This is a genomic window from Parendozoicomonas sp. Alg238-R29, assembly GCF_947331445.1.
Lineage (GTDB): Bacteria > Pseudomonadota > Gammaproteobacteria > Pseudomonadales > Endozoicomonadaceae > Sansalvadorimonas.
This window is the reverse complement of the sequence record NZ_CAMZOG010000096.1, coordinates 1-16718: the sequence shown is the minus strand read 5'-3', so window position 1 is coordinate 16718 and position 16718 is coordinate 1. Positions and strand designations below refer to the sequence as shown.

14 protein-coding genes and 1 pseudogene are annotated in these 16718 nt (G+C 45.5%); 6 read left to right on the top strand and 9 right to left on the bottom strand.

The features are described from left to right. Positions 1 to 233 precede the first annotated feature (233 nt). Positions 234 to 1856: a hypothetical protein gene (locus QMA35_RS18525; protein ID WP_281648640.1), complete on the top strand. Its 1623-nt coding sequence runs from the start codon at positions 234 to 236 to the stop codon at positions 1854 to 1856. A 78-nt stretch (positions 1857 to 1934) separates the two neighbouring features. Here the strand turns inward: QMA35_RS18525 and QMA35_RS18520 are convergent, their stop codons facing one another. Beyond that, positions 1935 to 2315: a hypothetical protein gene (locus QMA35_RS18520; protein ID WP_281648639.1), complete on the bottom strand. Its 381-nt coding sequence runs from the start codon at positions 2313 to 2315 to the stop codon at positions 1935 to 1937. 240 nt (positions 2316 to 2555) lie between these two features. Here QMA35_RS18520 and QMA35_RS18515 point away from each other — a divergent pair, with 240 nt between their 5' ends. Next, positions 2556 to 2756 (top strand): hypothetical protein, encoded by a 201-nt coding sequence (locus QMA35_RS18515; RefSeq protein WP_281648638.1) that lies wholly within the window; start codon positions 2556 to 2558, stop codon positions 2754 to 2756. 101 nt (positions 2757 to 2857) lie between these two features. Beyond that, complete coding sequence (locus QMA35_RS18510; protein WP_281648637.1) at positions 2858 to 3019, top strand: hypothetical protein; 162 nt, start codon at positions 2858 to 2860, stop codon at positions 3017 to 3019. A gap of 109 nt (positions 3020 to 3128) precedes the next feature. Here QMA35_RS18510 and QMA35_RS18505 read toward each other — a convergent pair whose 3' ends face one another. Then, complete coding sequence (locus tag QMA35_RS18505; RefSeq protein WP_281648636.1) at positions 3129 to 4715, bottom strand: alkaline phosphatase; 1587 nt, start codon at positions 4713 to 4715, stop codon at positions 3129 to 3131. A gap of 255 nt (positions 4716 to 4970) precedes the next feature. Here QMA35_RS18505 and QMA35_RS18500 point away from each other — a divergent pair, with 255 nt between their 5' ends. Beyond that, positions 4971 to 5774 carry a transporter substrate-binding domain-containing protein gene (locus tag QMA35_RS18500; protein WP_281648635.1) on the top strand — a complete coding sequence of 268 codons (804 nt, stop codon included), beginning with the start codon at positions 4971 to 4973 and terminating at the stop codon, positions 5772 to 5774. Positions 5775 to 5981: 207 nt separating this feature from the next. Here the strand turns inward: QMA35_RS18500 and QMA35_RS18495 are convergent, their stop codons facing one another. From QMA35_RS18495 to QMA35_RS18470, 6 genes are all read right to left on the bottom strand, one after another. Beyond that, positions 5982 to 6746: an alanyl-tRNA editing protein gene (locus QMA35_RS18495; RefSeq protein ID WP_281648634.1), complete on the bottom strand. Its 765-nt coding sequence runs from the start codon at positions 6744 to 6746 to the stop codon at positions 5982 to 5984. Beyond that, the gene (locus tag QMA35_RS18490) at positions 6709 to 7812 is read right to left on the bottom strand and encodes a serine O-acetyltransferase (RefSeq protein ID WP_281648633.1); all 1104 of its coding nucleotides are present in this window, start codon (positions 7810 to 7812) and stop codon (positions 6709 to 6711) included. Before QMA35_RS18490 ends, QMA35_RS18495 begins: the two co-directional genes overlap by 38 nt. 48 nt (positions 7813 to 7860) lie before the next feature. After that, entirely contained in the window at positions 7861 to 8820 is a 960-nt protein-coding gene (locus tag QMA35_RS18485; RefSeq protein ID WP_281648632.1) for a cysteine synthase family protein, read from the bottom strand. A gap of 55 nt (positions 8821 to 8875) precedes the next feature. After that, complete coding sequence (gene moeB / locus QMA35_RS18480; protein WP_281648631.1) at positions 8876 to 10303, bottom strand: molybdopterin-synthase adenylyltransferase MoeB; 1428 nt, start codon at positions 10301 to 10303, stop codon at positions 8876 to 8878. A 50-nt stretch (positions 10304 to 10353) separates the two neighbouring features. Next, a complete protein-coding gene (locus tag QMA35_RS18475) occupies positions 10354 to 10830 on the bottom strand; it encodes a Mov34/MPN/PAD-1 family protein (protein ID WP_281648630.1) in 477 nt (158 codons plus the stop codon). A gap of 87 nt (positions 10831 to 10917) precedes the next feature. Then, complete coding sequence (locus QMA35_RS18470) at positions 10918 to 11850, bottom strand: DMT family transporter (protein WP_281648629.1); 933 nt, start codon at positions 11848 to 11850, stop codon at positions 10918 to 10920. A gap of 193 nt (positions 11851 to 12043) precedes the next feature. Here QMA35_RS18470 and QMA35_RS18465 point away from each other — a divergent pair, with 193 nt between their 5' ends. Continuing rightward, positions 12044 to 13429 carry a PLP-dependent aminotransferase family protein gene (locus QMA35_RS18465; protein WP_281648628.1) on the top strand — a complete coding sequence of 462 codons (1386 nt, stop codon included), beginning with the start codon at positions 12044 to 12046 and terminating at the stop codon, positions 13427 to 13429. Positions 13430 to 13549: 120 nt separating this feature from the next. Here the strand turns inward: QMA35_RS18465 and QMA35_RS18460 are convergent, their stop codons facing one another. Continuing rightward, complete coding sequence (locus QMA35_RS18460; protein ID WP_281648627.1) at positions 13550 to 16180, bottom strand: M14 family zinc carboxypeptidase; 2631 nt, start codon at positions 16178 to 16180, stop codon at positions 13550 to 13552. A 248-nt stretch (positions 16181 to 16428) separates the two neighbouring features. Between QMA35_RS18460 and QMA35_RS21950 the strand changes: the two are divergent. Then, positions 16429 to 16718, top strand: a pseudogene (locus tag QMA35_RS21950) (hypothetical protein); the annotation flags it as partial.

Below are 16718 nucleotides of genomic sequence, written 5' to 3'. Positions count from 1 at the left end.
AAAAAACAGACGACTTTAACCTTCCACCAACAAAGAAAAGAGCAATATCTTCTGAGGTAGCGTCTCTCACTGGCTCAGAGCGACCTCTCCCTGTATACCGTTTATACTGCCGTGAAAGTATTAAGTATCGGGAATCACTTGATGACGATAACAACAGTGATGCAGAAACAGACGTGGAAGACAAACATCTGTATTCAACCCCACAGGAAACTCTGAAAAGCAGCTTCCCAAACTTGCCTCCCGAAGAGTTGAAAAAGCGTGCTTCGCGCTACTGCTCACCGGCCTCTTCAATGAATCCCTACAGAATGTTGTTGGGGTTGAATGAGGCCAACCCGCGCAATCTACCGGATGTCCTCTTACTGGTTCAGTATCTTCGCAAACACCAACTACTGTCTAAGGAAAGTTATATACGGCTTGCCTCACAGATCGACATAAAAAAACTAATCCTGAAAAGCTTTGACCGGCAACCACCTGACTTGCCCTCTCTGCTAAAAAGGTTAACCCTTGCTGATTTTCCAAAGCAAAGAAAACAATCCAGAGCCTGGTACCTCGAAGATTTACTGGAAGTTGTCCCTGACATTCAAAAGATCCTGGAAGATCGCGGTAACGACAACATCCGACAACTCGCCGTTAGAGCTTGCCAGGGAGATACAATATCTGCTGTTTGGTTAAAACTACTCTCATTGCACAACATTGATTTATTAGAAGAACTGGAAGAAGCAACAGAAATAGTTAATGAATTACACGCATCTTTTCAAAAGGAGCTAATGGAACTCCATGCATCTATTCCAAAACTGAAAAGCGATACCGCTAACGACCCCAAACAATACAACAATGAAACCTTTAGCAAAGAGGTCGTGGACTTTATTTCCAACCCGTCACCTACATTTAATCAAAACGAAGCCCCTCCTACTCCACAACTGGTGGTCGATTATAAAAATCAACACCCCGAGGAGGTGACCTCCAGACATATGAGCAACCTTAAGTTCCTCCCTGAATTAATACAAGAAAAAAAACTGGTAGATCACATTCTGGAAAATCCAGAATCCCACCAAGCAGCATTGGTTACACTGATTTACCAAAAATTGCACCTACAAGCAGCGCAGAAGGATGGTATAACAGGCCTGAAAAGGGAGCTAAGCAAGTTGTATATAGATGATGAGAAAAGGGCCGCTTGGGCTCTATATAACCCATCAACCTGGCAAATCTACACACTCATCAAAAAATATTGTGGACTAACACGATTTGAAGAAATCAAATACCTCGCTACTCAGGATATAGAGCAGGCAATAGTAGAGTGGCCTGACACTCTGCGGGACTTTGTACTAGGCTGGGGCCTCAGGGGAAATTTCTCATCTGGGCTATTGAGAGAATTCGGCAGCCAACGACACCAATGGCAAGAGAGTGACTTCTATTTTTTGGTACCCGAACTACGCAATCTTGATAAAAAAAATGCAGATTTAATTACCAATGATTTTATAAGAGAGAACCTGAAAAACAAAAAAGTGAGGTGTCCGGATCATATTACATTCTTAGCCAGACACGGTCATGAGAAAGCTATTTTTGCTCAGTTCTGCCACCATATGCTTATTCAGCCACTGAGTTCCCTAAAGACCCTTGCAAATGTCACCAATATTCCTATACCTGAATGGCTAAAGTCGGCCGACGATCTTAATCATGTTTGGACTCATGAGAAAGTCAAAACGTTTCTCAAGCAATACTGGACAAAGGCCGACCTGTCTTTGGTGAAAAAATACCCCTCAATGCTGAACGCTGCCCGAGAAATCGGGCTAGATGTCGATGAATCACAGCTTTCTACCAGCCCTGATCAAGCATCGTCACACAGCCATCCATAAAGATAAAAAACCATCGATTACCCAGAGAAAAATCATACCCCGAACAGCCGTGCGGCATTCGGGGACTTAAACGGGCTATCAGAAACTAAATATATAACCCTTTTTCACAATAAAGGGGGCACGAAATCCACCTTTAAGAAAATAATGAATTCCCTGATCTTTATCGTTAACAACTTTGTAGCAGCCCCAACCACCTCCAAAATCCGAGCAATACTGGTTGTCTTCTGCTTTCCACTGCCCTTCTGCTGGTAAAGCATCTCCTTCACTCATCCAAAGTGTGAGTCCGGACTTTGAAAAATATTGCACGGTTTTTTTCTGGTAGTGCACACCCGCAATGCTGTTTCCGGACATTAACTTATCTATTTCTGCAGTGCTGAGTGCAGCTTCAGACGCACTGGCAGGAAGAGACATCAACAGACTGGTAAGAGCAATTGGGACTATAAAAACTTTTTTCATCATATTGGATGCTCAGGTTTATGAGTACGACATATACGTCACCCATCATACAATAGATGCAGCTAACAACTGGCCACAGCTCTCCGGCGTTTAAGCAAAATTATTCCTCTACCAAGCGCCGCCAGTAGTAACAGTACATGTCTGTCCAGGATGGCAGGGCAATGACTTGGTCACCGAAGATCTCGCCCCAGTCTGCATAGCTTTTGTTGGACGGAGTCTTTCAAGATAGTTGACCCAAAAACCATGGCGATGGTGAACAACCATTACTGGAATAAAGAGTTCAAACCAGCACAATTCACTGGAAAAACTATTTGGCAGGCGGCTCATGCTATGGCACTGCAATCACCTGATACAATGGCTGCAGCGTTGTTAGAAAACTCTTTGAAGAACGCTAAAACTCAAGCTGATATTGTGCGTTTTAATAAATCGAAAACGAATCTTTGAACAAAAGTGGATATATAAACAAAACGGCAACTGCAGACTATATTGATACTGTCACGCAAAGCTATATGTTGCGCAAAACTATATGTATCGTGGAGGGTATTATGTCTGCATTGCCCACTCAGCAAATGGCCAAAACCAACAACAGCAGCCAATTCGGTTTTAAAAATCTGCCGGAAAATTTGCGCCGCAAAATGGTTGATAACAACGTTCGCCATCTGCATCTGGAAGTGTTGCTGGGAACTGAGTCTATAAAACAGCGGTAGCGATTTTGGTTCTGTTGACATAAGTGAGAAGTGAGAGCCTTTTCAGGCTCTCACTCAGGCTTGTTGTGCAAGCCGATCAACATCAGCCGACCAACATCAAATGTTGGCTTTAAAGAGCACTCATCAGCTTTTTGCCGATATCTGTGTGATGTTGCATGCCATCAAACTGATCAACCAGTTTCTCAGGGCCAAACGTCATCACAGAAACCGGTGTGCTGGTATGTGTACCAGTACCCCAAACGACGTTCTGTTGTTCAGCCAGTTCACGTCCCAGAAGGTTCAGATGAATCTCATCGCCATACACATAGAAGGCAGTGAAATCTTTTACAACTGGAAGAGTCTTGGCGGAAAGATACTTGTGACCTTCGGCCAGATAAGGGTTAGGCCCACGCTGGAGGATACGCTCAGCCTGCTTCTCGCTGATCTGGAAAGGTCCGGTTTCTGCAACAACAGAAGCCAGAGCTTTTGGAGTCTGCTCTGCAGCCGGGCGGGCACGGAACTTATCCATAATGCCGTAGAAGCTGGCAGTCTGATTGTAGAGGTTATCCAGAATCTGTGGCGCACCAAAGTTGAAGTTAGGCTTGTAGTCACGCTTGCTGAAACCTGCGCCTGGCAGCTTGCTGGCTTTAGGCAGGTTGCTGGCAGAATAACTGAAGCCAAAAGAGCCGGTTTCATGGTCAGCGGTTACAACAACCAGTGTGTCATCACGATCAGCCGCCCATTCGTAAACAGCTTCTACCGCTTCATCGAACTTCAGCATTTCGTGCAGCATGGTTGCCGCATCGTTGTTATGGGCTGCCCAGTCAATCTGACCACCTTCAACCATCAGGAAAAAGCCGTCCTTATCCTGCGACAAAATATCGAGAGCCTTAACAGTCATCTCTTTCAGAGTCGGCTGTACACGCTCTTTGTCGTTTTTGGTCTTGGTGTATTCAATACCATCCATCATGCCGGAGTAAGCAAACAGGCCAAGAACCTTGCCGTCTTTGGCTTGGTTCATTTCATCCCGGCTGAAGGCCAGCTGATAACCGGCTTTTTGGGCATCCAGCAGAAGGTTCTTGTTATCTTTCCGCTTGGACTTCACTCTTACGTGACCGCCAGTTAACTCTTTCACCTGCTCGTAGGACTCCCCCTTGTCATTAACAGACTTGGGAATCCAGTAGCGAATACCACCAGAAAGCATGACATCAGGCCCTACTTTCAGCATGTCTTCAGCAATCTGGTTTTCCATGGAGCGATGGGGCTGGTGCGCTGCAAAGGATGCAGGAGTAGCATGAGTCAGACGTGTATCTGAAATCAGGCCTGTAGCTTTGCCGCGTTTTTTCGCAGCTTCGAGAATAGTTTCTGCAGGATCACCGTTGCGATCCAGACCAATGGCTTCTGAAGGAGAGAGCTTGCCGGTGGCCAGCTGACTCGCAGAACTGGCAGAATCAACCACCATGGAACCATCCGGGTAAGTCATCGACAGCCCCATGGTTCCGGCATTGGCCAGACGGGTCATGGCTGTGTCTTTACCCTTATAAATAGAGTTTGGAGCCAGCTCGGCATAGCTTTCCAACATACTGAGCTGTTGAGGGCCCATGCCATCGCCAACCATCAAAATGATATTGCGGGCTTTGTCTGATTCAGCAAAAGAGCCGGATGACAGCGTAGTTAACGCCAGTGCCGCAGCACAGAGTTCGCGCTTAAACCTCATACTTATTATTTCCGTTTGCGTTGGTTTAATACATTCCTGTTTCGCACGTGACATATTGTCATGAAACTGTTCGATTTGTATTACATTTTTGACACGTTTCCTACAGGTTTTTTACATTGTCGTTTATATATGTACACTGTACGTCGGGAATAAACTATTACTTCCTCGTAGTAACTCTCTTTTGAGCATTGGCCTGCTTCATGGCCTTGACTGCTTAAGCTGTAGAGCGTTTGAGGTCATACGGATTGACTCAAGATGCATCCCAGAAAAACTTTAATTACCGTTTCTCTCTGCCTGCTGGCTTCTGTTTACACGTCCACGGCTTCGTCAGCTGCCCGTGAACGTGTCACCCTTTGTAGTGATAAAGGCTATTGGTTTCCATTTACCCTGATGAAAGATTATCGGGCGGCTGGTGTTTTTATTGACATGATGAAGGAAGCAGCCATACGGACAGACCGAAGGGTTTTAATACGACCAGCCAGTTGGTCGCGCTGTCTGCGCCTTGCAAAAGAAGGAAAAGTGGACGGCATTCTTGGCGCTTCCTACAAAGATGAGCGCAATGAATGGATGGAGTACCCACCTACAGCAAGAAGAGGAAAGGGTGGTGAGCACAGCATGAGTCTGGTGGATTATGTAATTGTGACCCCCAAGACCTTGCCCTTCACTTATAACGGAACACCATCAACACTTCCCGGACCAGTACGCGTACCACGCTCTTATTCAATTGCTGATGATCTGAAAAAGAATCAGGCCAAAGTAAAAGCAACCTATTCAACCGACCGCAGTGCTCTGGTTGACCTGGTAAGAATGCAGGACGGTTCCGCTGCTGTGCTGGGAAGCATTGCTAAAGAATTTCAAAAGAACCCTTTCTTTTCCAACAAATACGACATCCAGAAGAAAACTCTGAAATCAAAAAACTACTATCTGACGTTCTCTCGAAAAAGTGATTTACCACGTGAAACCCGTGAAACACTTTGGGCAGCTTTACAAGTGATTCGAGAAGATGAAGACTTGATGGGGCTGTTTTATGAAAAATACTTAAATGATGAAGAGATTTAATCTTCATAAAACATAGTTAACACTATAAAAGTGGTGAAGAGACAATGCCTGGTGCGATAATCAGTTACTCCCAATCGGGGGCCAATATGAATCTGGCCGAGTGCCAGGCTGTGTCATTCTGATTAGCGATTAGTCATAAGTTTAAAAAACCTCTCCGAAGAGAGGTAAAAATGCCAGCCGGGAGCTGGCATGAGCTGTGCGAGATACTCAGGCAGAAGCCATATCGTCTTCTGTTTCCCAGCGTAGAACCACTCGTCTGTTTTTCCGGCTGCGTTTTTCAATCTTTGCACAAACAATCCGACCAATTTCACTGGTCGTTTTAACATGAGTTCCACCGCAGGGTTGAACATCGGTGTTTTCAATACCTATCATTCGTACGAAGTTATTAATAACCGGCGGTTTTACATTCGATGTTTTTGCAAAATAGCCAGACTCCTCCAACTCTTCAGGTGTCATCCGAAAGATGTTGACTGGTTGATTAAGTGCAATGAGTGCATTGATTTCTCTGGTCAAACTGCCTTTTTCAATTGTTGGTTCCGGTAGATCGAAATCAAGTCGGCCTTTTTCTTCGCCAATACTGCAACCGGTAACAGGTGCATCAACCATTGCAGAAAGAACATGCAGGCATGTGTGCATGCGCATATGCCGGTAACGTTTCTCCCAGTCAATCACACCTGAGACAGCCACCCCCACATAATCATCAGTCGTTGAGTCACTAATTTGGTGCCAGATTTTTCCAGGATCTTCTCTGTCCCATACGGTTCCCGTGACTGTTAAGGTTTTCCCATCTTCGAGAACCAGAAACCCTGTATCCCCAGGTTGACCTCCTCCGGTGGGATAAAAAACTGTTTGATCGAGCAGTACCTCAACACTCTGCTCCCGTTTCCTTACTGCAAGAATAATGGCACTCATTTCTTTCTGGTAAGGATCAGCATCAAAGAGTTGTCGTGTGGGAGCGGGTGTACTTTTCATTATTATTTCCCTGTAGCTTACGGCTATGTTCAGTTATTAATTCGGTTAAGCCATATGGATTCAAAAGTGTGAACACATGATTTTTATCTGCCAGTTGCAAATGAAGTGGCAGAGCAGACAACACGTGTGGAGTTATCGATTGAAAAGCCTGTGGCTGGAACTCAAAAGACACTTCAAACAAATAACTGGTTAGAGATTTAACCTTACATACGGCAAAGTCCGTTTGTGTGTAATTATTATCAACCAGTTGCACATCACATAATTTCAGCCCCGTGCACATAAGCAGAAGCTTATCCCCCAGCCTCATAACGCCAGACACCTGGACTTTTTCGTTACTTGATAACACTTGTTTTTTTGAACCAACCCCACTGCGCTGCAACTGAATCTGATTGATAATATTTACATTTCCATGTGCAGGAATATCGGTTGTGATAACGCTATTTGGACTGATAAAAACATGATTACCAATGCAGACATCCCCCAACACCCTGGCAAATGCTCCAACCTGTACATTATTTCCCAGAGTGGGATGACGCTTACCCGAAGGATTGCCTGAGATCCCTTTCGCTCCCAGGGTAACACCTCCAAGAATATAACAGTCATCACCTATACGGCATGTCTCTCCTATCACCACACCATAGGCATGATCGAGAACAAACCGGCGCCCTATGCAGGCCGCTGGATGTATATCAACACCATTGGTTCTCCTGCAGTTCTCGGTTATCTTCAGTGCCAGCTTGTCTGTGCCCGAACACTGGCTCCGCATTAGCCAAAGTTGATGTGCAACTCGGTAGTGCATAACCGAACAATAGGAAGAAGACGTTTCCGTTAACAGGTCTGTTCGCCCTTTTGACGCTGGATCTTTTTCTGCATAAGCCAAAAGGTCTTCAACCATTAACTCAACCAGGGAATCCGTGTTCATTTCCCCTGAATCAAAGAGGTTGATAACCCACCTGTATTCTGAAAACGATAGTGATTTTTTCAAAATAGCCAGCAGGACCCTGTCGATTCCATTCTTAACATGGAAACCTTGCAGGAAAAGCTCTTCCTGATTTGTAAATGACATACAATACTCCTTTCACTGCCCCTTCCAGAGATTGGATACTTCTATGCCTCAAACCGCAGTTATGCTTGCAGGCTGTGTCTCAGAAAAGTAATCCAGATAGGAATCAACACCATCGTAAGAGAAGGTCAAAATATTTGAGCCTGAAGGCACATCCCTTTGGCTTAACAGTTCAATGGCAACGAGGTTCGCGGCGGAAGAAACACCGAGGCTGATAGACTCTTTTTTCGCTATATGCCGAATCATGTTTAAACAATCCTGTGTGCGAACTTTCACCATTCCATCCAGAACATTGACATTCAAGGCATCCGGAATCAGGCCAACAGATAATCCCTGGATGTCGTGTGGTGCATGCTTGTCATTTAACAGGTCGCAGGCCTCTGGCTCAACGCCAAGCACTCTCATTGATGGCCACTTATCCTTCAGTCGCTCCCCTACCCCAGTGATATGCCCACCAGTTCCAATACCAGCAACCATGTAGTGAATGTCTTTTTCATCCTGACTCATGCTGAAATCATTAATGATTTCTACTGCGGTTGTTGTTCTGTGGGTTGCTGGGTTGGCCTGGTTCCGCTGCTGGTTAAGCAGCACGTATTCAGGGTTTTCCAGCTGTAACTCCATAGCCTTTTCGCCATGAGAATTATTCCCGAGCTGGCTGTTGGAAAGAACAATTTCCGCACCAAAAAGCCTGAGTAACTTTTGTTTTTCAGGGCTGTAATTATCCGGAATAACCAAAATAAGTTTATAGCCACGAAGGTTGGCAGCCATGGCCAGCCCCACACCAGTATTGCCACCGCTGGGTTCAACAATCGTCTGCCCACTTCCGGGAGTAAGGATGCCTTTTCCCTCAGCATCATTAATCATGCCCAGAGCAATACGGGCTTTATGGCTTCCACCTGGATTCAGAGATTCCATTTTTAAATACACATTACTTCCAATATCTTTGGAAAAATGCTGCAAATGAACAAGTGGTGTATGGCCAATTGTTTCTAAAATTGAGGAATAGATCACTGCTACGTTCTCCGATTTAACGTATCTGATGAGTTGATTTTCGCTTTTATCAGAATCAATAAATCGGCATTTCCGGGTCTATGTTTTTAACCCACTTTTTCATGCCACCATCAACAACAAAACTGTTATTAAACCCGTTGTCACGAAGCAATTTCACTGCGGCCTTTGCCCGCCCGCCAGAGTAGCAGGTAACAAAATAATCTCTTTCAGTGTCCAGATCTTTAAATTGGTCTTCGAGATGATTTAGAGGAATATTTTGTGCTTCGGGTAATACACAGATTTCCAGCTCTTCTGCATCTCGCACATCAAGAAGGGTGTAATCGACCTGATGGCCATCATCCAGAATACCTTTGAGGAACTCTGGTGAGACGAAACATTGCTCATCCAGATCAATAATTGAAGAGACGGAACTGCATGTCTGGGCCTCTTCTTCCAGACTCGTGATTGTGGGGTGCTCAGAACAAACTGCGCAGTTCTTCCGTTTGCTGAACCTGATTTCACTGAATTTCATACTCAGGGCATCAAAAGTCATCAGTCGTCCAGACAATGTTTCCCCAAGACCAATAATAGCTTTCACCGCTTCGGTTGCCTGAATCATCCCAATCACACCGGGAAGTACACCAATAACACCACCGGCAGAGCAATTAGGAGCCAATGCAGCAGGAGGTTGCTGAGGAAACAAACATCGGTAGCAAGGCCCGCCATCGTAATTAAACACACTGTTTTGACCATCGAACTGGTAAATAGCACCATACACCAATGGTTTACCCGCCATCACACAGGCGTCATTGACCAGATAACGGGTTGAGAAATTGTCTGAACCATCAATCACAAGATCGTATTGACTGATAATCTCCAGAGCATTATCTGCATTCAGCGCCGTGGCATAGGTTTCAACCTGAATACTGTCGTTAATATCCAAGAGTCGTTTTTTTGCTGATTCAACTTTTAGCTGCCCTACCGTACTGGTTCCATGAACAATCTGACGTTGCAGATTACTGGCTTCGACCGTATCAAAATCAACAAGCCCAAGAGTGCCAACGCCTGCTGCTGCCAGATACATAGATACGGGAGCACCAAGTCCACCGGTTCCAATAAGAAGAACTCTTGCAGCTTTCAGACGCATCTGCCCTCTTCGCCCAACGTTTGGCAGAGTCAGATGGCGAGCATAACGCTGCACTTCATCCCTGTTTAGCTCCTGGGTCTGCTGGGCAAGATCCAGGCCTCCCGATGCTGCCAACATCAGATCAATAGTATTCTTACCTTTGATGGCACTATCGACCTCTGCAATCTCACCATCAACGGATAAAAGGAAGTGTCCTTTTATTTCGCCATTGTCGTAAAAAAGATGCTCACGCAGTTGATTATGTTCTGTACAAACCTGATCGAGGATCTCCCGAACAGTGTTTCCAGCCATTTCGAATTCTGTTGTTGGAAGTTTGGCGACGCGTCCAAGCACTTCTGGAAGATTCAGAGTGTTCATTATTCAGTCCTTGTTATTCTAGGTTTTCATTTAAAGGTGATAGATAAAAATCAGACTGTTTCTGTTTTCTTGACATCAATACTTTTTCCAAACGCATCAAATTCCGCGATACATTCGAATAATCCACTCTTGAAAGCAAATAGCTTTGCAGATCGGGACAGGTATTTCTGAGTATCAACAACCAGATACATCACTGGATAGATTGGCTCTCCATAAAGAAGAGCCTGTCGCGTATCTTCTTCACTGAAATAAGCTCCCACGTCCGGATGCGAGTGATAAATTACCGTGACGGGGTTATTACTTTTAAAGCTCTCCTGCAAAGTTTTCATATCAGAGACAGACAATGTATAACCGGTTTTAGCAGTTCGGGTATAAATATCCGGTTTCTGTTTATGCAATTGGTTTTGAATATTCTTCCCCATATGCACAGTTCCATTAGAAAAAATAAAGCCACATGCTTCTTCCGGATAAACACTGTTGCAATGGTAGTAAATAGATCTGATAGTTTCTTCGCTGGGCCGTTTCATAATGATACTTCCTTTTACACACCTACAGTCTGCCTGTACTGCTTCCTGCAGGCAGAGTCAAACAATCAACTTTTTTCGTTTTGATATTTACGAATCAGACGATCGTTCTGGCATTTTGGTAATAGCAAACCCAGCCAGCATTGTTGCCGCGAAAATCATAAAATTTTCGGAAAGCGTTTGTTTCTCATACGCAGCGCCAACAATGATGGCAATGACAGGGAAGAGAATAAAAACAAATGACAATGTAACAGGGTTCATTTTCTTCAAAAGGTAGAAATAAACGATAAACCCACCCACAGAAGCAATCAGCCCCAGATAAAGTGTTGCCATCAGACTCATATTACTGACATCTGTATAGTTCGGAGATTCAAGCCAACATCCGGTTCCAAACAGCAGGAATCCGGCAACACCAATCGGCAGAGTGTTGAATGTTATGACACTGATATCACTTCCCAGTTTTCGGGTAAGAACATAACAAAAGCCATGGAGAATCGCGGCAAACAATATAGCAATAACGCCCGAAAACGCTGTAGCCGATACAGTTATTCCCTCGCCATGAAGAATCATCAAAAGGCTGGCAAATCCAACTGCGATACCAGCTACCTGACGCATAAGCATGGGCTCTTTCAAAATAATGAAAGAAAAGATCAGAATGAAAACCGGCATAGCACTAAAAATAAGTGACGTTAGTCCAGAAGAGACAAACTGCTCGCCATAACTGATCAAATAATAAGGAAGTGAGAAATAAGCCAGTGTTATGAAAACGAAGAAAATTGTTTTATCCCTTGGAAACAAAACCGGTTCGTTCATTAACTTTGCAAATACCAGGAACAAGGGAAAAGCCACAAGAAAACGTGCCCCTGCCGCTGTGAACGGTGGAATCGTTTCTACTGCAATTTTAATTCCGAGCCAGGTTGTCCCCCATGTCAGGCAAACAATTAAAAATAGAATACCAGTAACAACCGAAGTTCCGGTGAGAACTCGATTTCTAATACTTGAAACTATGGTCGTACTACGCATCGGATAATCCTTATCTCCGCTACCCGCTTCAATTTCTCAGAGCCAGATAGTTATTACACTTCGCAATTGACACTATTAAACAAAAATGAATTGCTTTAAATAATGTCATTATTGTTATAATTGATGCAAATCAATATGACATAAATGGATTTTTATCGAGGGAATTATGAGAGTCAATAAGAATATTGACACCGTGTCAATTATAAAAAATGCACTCGAATCGGATACAGGCCCGCGCTACAAGCGAATTGCACGGGCTATCGAGAAGGAAATTAATCAAGGCCACCTTTCCGAAGGTACGAAATTAAGTCCCCACCGAATAATGGGTGACCTCCTTGGCGTCACCAGTGGTACTATCAGTCGCGCTTACGCAGAACTCGAAAAGACTGGTTTGGTGCTATCACGTATTGGGGATGGAACTTATGTTTGCAGAAAACTGGACCTTGTCGACGATCAGGGTTTTCGAAACATCCTGGAATCATCTCGAGCGATAGACCTCAGTCGAAATACCCATATCAAAATTGGCAATACTGATTTTGTCACCGCGACCCTGCGAACAATGGCGGCGGCACCTCAAACCGTTAGCACGCTTATGGATTACGCACCTGAGGCGGGTCACCTCCATCATCGTCAGGCAGGGCTTGAGTGGCTCAAATACAGCAGAGCAAAAGGTGACGAGACACAAGTTATCTGTACCAACGGAGCACAGCACGCTCTGCTTATTACTCTCCTTGCCTGCGTGAAACCCGGTGAAACTGTACTTACGGAACAACTCAGTTACCCTGGTTTAATTGAAGCGGCCCGCACTCTGGGTATACGCTTGGTAGGCCTCGAAATGGATAGGCATGGCCTTTCAGTAGACGCTTTGGAAAGTTACTGCCAGCACCACAAAGTAGCAGCCGTTTACTGCACACCAACTCTGCAAAACCCAACCACCACTATCATGCCGGATGACCGCCGACAGGCACTTGCAGATGTGTGTAACAAATACAATGTGTTGATCATAGAGGATGATGCCCACGGCGTTCTTATGGATCAGCGCCCACCCGCAGTGCAGGCTTACGCTCCAGACAAAACGATACTGTTTTCCAGCCTGAGTAAGGTTCTCTCAGCGGGTGTTCGTGTGGGCTACCTTATTGCACCACAATGCCTGATAAGTCGACTTAACCGAACCATACGCAGCACTTGCTGGATGGCCACTCCAATGACTTTGGAAATAGCCAGCCGCTGGATTATGGATGGCACCGCAGAATACATACGACAGCAGCAGCGGTATGAAATTCAGCGCCGTAAAGATCTGGTTACTCAATATCTTGCTGATTTAAATATAAAAACACACCCTGACTGCCCGCACTTCTGGATAGAAGCCCCAGAACCATGGCGAGCCACAGAGATTGAACAACATCTTGCCAGCCAAAATATACTGGTGAAATCATCCGAAGCTTTTGCTGTAGGACGACAAGCCATTCCACAATACATACGTGCAAGCATCAGTGTGGCACAACACGACGATGACCTTATACAAGGATTTCATCAGTTACAGCAGACTATTCTGGAAGAGACGGTGGCAACGTGGTAAGCAGAGCAAGCTCCAGATTCATAACCTGAACGAAGCTCGACAGGAGGAACCTCAGCAGCTCTGTCATACAAACGACAGAGTTGCTGAATAACTACAAAGATCAGGTTATAGCCAGAGATTTTAAGGGTTCAATTGAATCTGCCAGCTGTCCAGTGAACCAGTATCCTGGTTATAAACATCATCAACAGTCAGTGTCCAGATTCCTTTGAAGTCACCGAACTGACTGGTTGTTAATGTTGCACTGTAGCTTTTCGTTCCGCCACTGCCATCGTTACTGCTGTTGTTTTTCACTACCAGGCTATTGCCATTTTCCAGAGTGACTCTTAAATCACCGTGGTAGGTGTGAGTGGCTGTTACCGTAACAGTTGCGCTGGTTGCTGCCGGAGCATTACTTGATACAGACAAGGTACTTGTTACACTGCCATTGTCTGGAATATTCTGGTTATCAGTATTTGTGTAGACATACTGGTCATTGCCACCACTTCCTTCCACGACTTCCAGAGTGTAATCCTCGACTTCTCCGTAATTGAAGCTTCCACAGGAAGATGGTGTGGTGTTGTAGCGCATAGCCACTCGCAACCGAACCTTGCTGCCCAGCGCTGATGCCGGAATAGTGAGGCTGCCACTTACAGCACTGCTGGATGGTGATGCACTGAACAGCTGTTCACCGCTGTCTTCAAAATCGCCATCATTATTAAAGTCAGCCCAGATACGCCAGCCTTCATTGTAACTCCGGCCACCAAAGGACGGTGTCAAAGTCAGATTATGATTTCCTGATGCAAGTTGTATCAGGGAACCGCCATTGGCTTCAGTAAAATCGGTATAGCCGGCAGCTGAAGAGCTGTTGGTATAACTGCCAATACTCATCTGGCTGATCCATTCATCACTGCTGTTATTCCCTTGAGCTGAACAGTACTCTGGCGTTGGATTCGGATTATCATCAATGATCAGGAAGCTTGCGCTGACCGGCCCCCAGGTTCCTGATGAATCTTTACTGCGCACATATACCATATGCTTACCATTGCTCAGGCCACTGGTATCAAGTGTGCCGCTAACAGATTCCGTCTTCTCATTGAACTGGCCGTCATCTGACTGCATTGCAATTGCCGTTGCCCCACTTTCCCATGGTGCAGTATTCAGATAGAACTCGGCTTCAGAGATATTCTGCGTGCTCTCTGTGCCATTGCTCTGATTGAAGCGGACATCAGTAGCACTGGCGCTGATTGTTACAGGCGTTCCAGCCTGAACACCGCCACCGGCTGCACCATCACTCAGGCTTAAATTGGTAATATCCGGTCCTGCTGGAGTGATATATGGTGTGCGCACAACTTTTGCCGCATAGAGCAATGCTGGCAGGTTCTTTGGTTTGATCGTGTTGTTATAAACGGAGCAACTCTGGAAGAAGGCTGTGCCCAATTCAAAAGTGTACGCGGCAACTCCAAGTTCGCCATAACTGACCCCATCACTGGTGCCGTCGGTTGGATATAAACCAATCGATTGCTGAGGTGTGTAGTTATTAAACCAGGCAAAGCGTCGTCCAAGAGTTTGAAGAGCATCACCATTAGGCGCCGGCGTAGAGGTATCCCCCCATGGCCACAGCACCAGTTCACTGTAACTGTGAACATCGAGATGTATTCCTGATGTATCAGCAGGTGCTGCATCATTCTTACCCGGGCCACGCTTGTCTGGGAACAAACTGCGAACATAACTCTCTATGGCTTGAGTTTCTGGTTCAGACGCAGCAAAAGGACCGCGATAGGTGGCATTACACTGATTACCACTGGAACCGTTGGCGCCGTTCCAGCCATGGGTAAAGTTGCGGTTGAGGTCTGCGCCACGATTGTTACTGGTTGGGCCGCAGTAATTGGTGTTTACATTTTTGCGCCAGGACAGCCCGGTTTCCGCTCTTTTGCGTCCGTCTGGATTAGTCTGCAACATGAGGTGAACTTCATGATTATCAAGAATCCAGGTCATGTCTGCATCCTGGCCATAACCACTGGTCAGTTGTCGGGCAAAATCCAGAGTCAGTGCTGCAGTTGTATATTCCCGCGCATGTATTGCACTGTTGATAAACAGCTTTGGTTTTTCGCCACCGTCAATCCCGGTTGTCTGTTTATTTGTCAGCACTAGCACATAGATATCATAACCGCCCTGCCCCTGATTCTTTTCCCAGGAATCACCAACATCAATCCAACTGGCCAGGTTGGGATAATCGTTCACCATCTGTTGTGCAACATTAAACGACTCTTCCACTGTTTCATAACAGCTGTAATTCGGAATGCTCTGTGCTGAAACACTGGTTGAAAAAACACTGGTTTCAAAATCACTGGTTTCAAAAACACTGTCTGAAGAGAGCGCAGAAGGCGGGCTTGTGCCAATACTTTCCAGCTGCTGATTACGCTGCGTTAACCAATCCGTAGCTGGTTCAAAACGAAAACCGAAAGCTGCCAGCCGATTACGGTCTTCCTGATCCAGATCCATAATCATATATCCGCCAGCCAGATCTGTTTCTAACAACTGGGCATGAAAACTAATAGCAGCTTTTCTGGCTATCGTCTGATCAGGAAAATAAGCTTTCACCACATGACTGTTCGCAGCGATCTCTTGTTGAGCCAATGCTCTGATAGCATCATTTCCTGCCGGAGGAGCCTCCGCTACAGCTTGACTTGAGAGTGCAGCTGTCACAGCACCTGATACCAGTACGCCAGCCAGAGTTTTCTTTATAAACGACGATGATGTTTTTGTAGGCATTATTGTTTTTGTCTTCCTGCTTTGTATAAAAAAGCTGTTCAAGACAACCAGGGGTTACCTGCTTTGAAACAAGTGCAAACTACAGAAACAAGTACAAGGGAATTCAAAATATGAGTCAATGAAAGTATTGCTATCGTATCAATACTCACCTGCCATATATCCATTGTTTGGCTCTGTTCACAATACATGTTGGTGCATGAACTATACTTCTGAGCACCGGTTTCTGTCGTGTAATTGGAACCATCGTCATGCAGCAAACACAATTCCAAGAGTTCCTGAAATCTCTCAGTACATTGTCCCCTGAACAGCTGACATGTTTGCACACAACCCTACCGCCATGCCCGAAAACGCCAGAGGTTACGGGCAATAGTCGTCTTCTTGAGCGTCTCAAATATTACTTTGATCAGCACCCGCGGTGCCCTCGCTGCACCTGTGAATCCATGACGCGCTGGGGGCAGAATGCTGGTCATCAACGCTACCGCTGCAACGCATGCGGGCGTACCTGTAACGCATTGAGCGGCACGCCATTGGCTCATTT

Bases quoted from the DNA above. Each gene is read 5' to 3' on its own strand.
- QMA35_RS18515 (WP_281648638.1), top strand. From the start codon at position 2,556: ATGGCGATGGTGAACAACCATTACTGGAATAAAGAGTTCAAACCAGCA.
- QMA35_RS18505 (WP_281648636.1), bottom strand. From the start codon at position 4,715: ATGAGGTTTAAGCGCGAACTCTGTGCTGCGGCACTGGCGTTAACTACG.
- QMA35_RS18495 (WP_281648634.1), bottom strand. From the start codon at position 6,746: ATGAAAAGTACACCCGCTCCCACACGACAACTCTTTGATGCTGATCCT.
- QMA35_RS18500 (WP_281648635.1), top strand. From the start codon at position 4,971: ATGCATCCCAGAAAAACTTTAATTACCGTTTCTCTCTGCCTGCTGGCT.
- QMA35_RS18490 (WP_281648633.1), bottom strand. From the start codon at position 7,812: ATGTCATTTACAAATCAGGAAGAGCTTTTCCTGCAAGGTTTCCATGTT.
- QMA35_RS18475 (WP_281648630.1), bottom strand. From the start codon at position 10,830: ATGAAACGGCCCAGCGAAGAAACTATCAGATCTATTTACTACCATTGC.
- moeB (WP_281648631.1), bottom strand. From the start codon at position 10,303: ATGAACACTCTGAATCTTCCAGAAGTGCTTGGACGCGTCGCCAAACTT.
- QMA35_RS18470 (WP_281648629.1), bottom strand. From the start codon at position 11,850: ATGCGTAGTACGACCATAGTTTCAAGTATTAGAAATCGAGTTCTCACC.
- QMA35_RS18510 (WP_281648637.1), top strand. From the start codon at position 2,858: ATGTCTGCATTGCCCACTCAGCAAATGGCCAAAACCAACAACAGCAGC.
- QMA35_RS18460 (WP_281648627.1), bottom strand. From the start codon at position 16,180: ATGCCTACAAAAACATCATCGTCGTTTATAAAGAAAACTCTGGCTGGC.
- QMA35_RS18520 (WP_281648639.1), bottom strand. From the start codon at position 2,315: ATGATGAAAAAAGTTTTTATAGTCCCAATTGCTCTTACCAGTCTGTTG.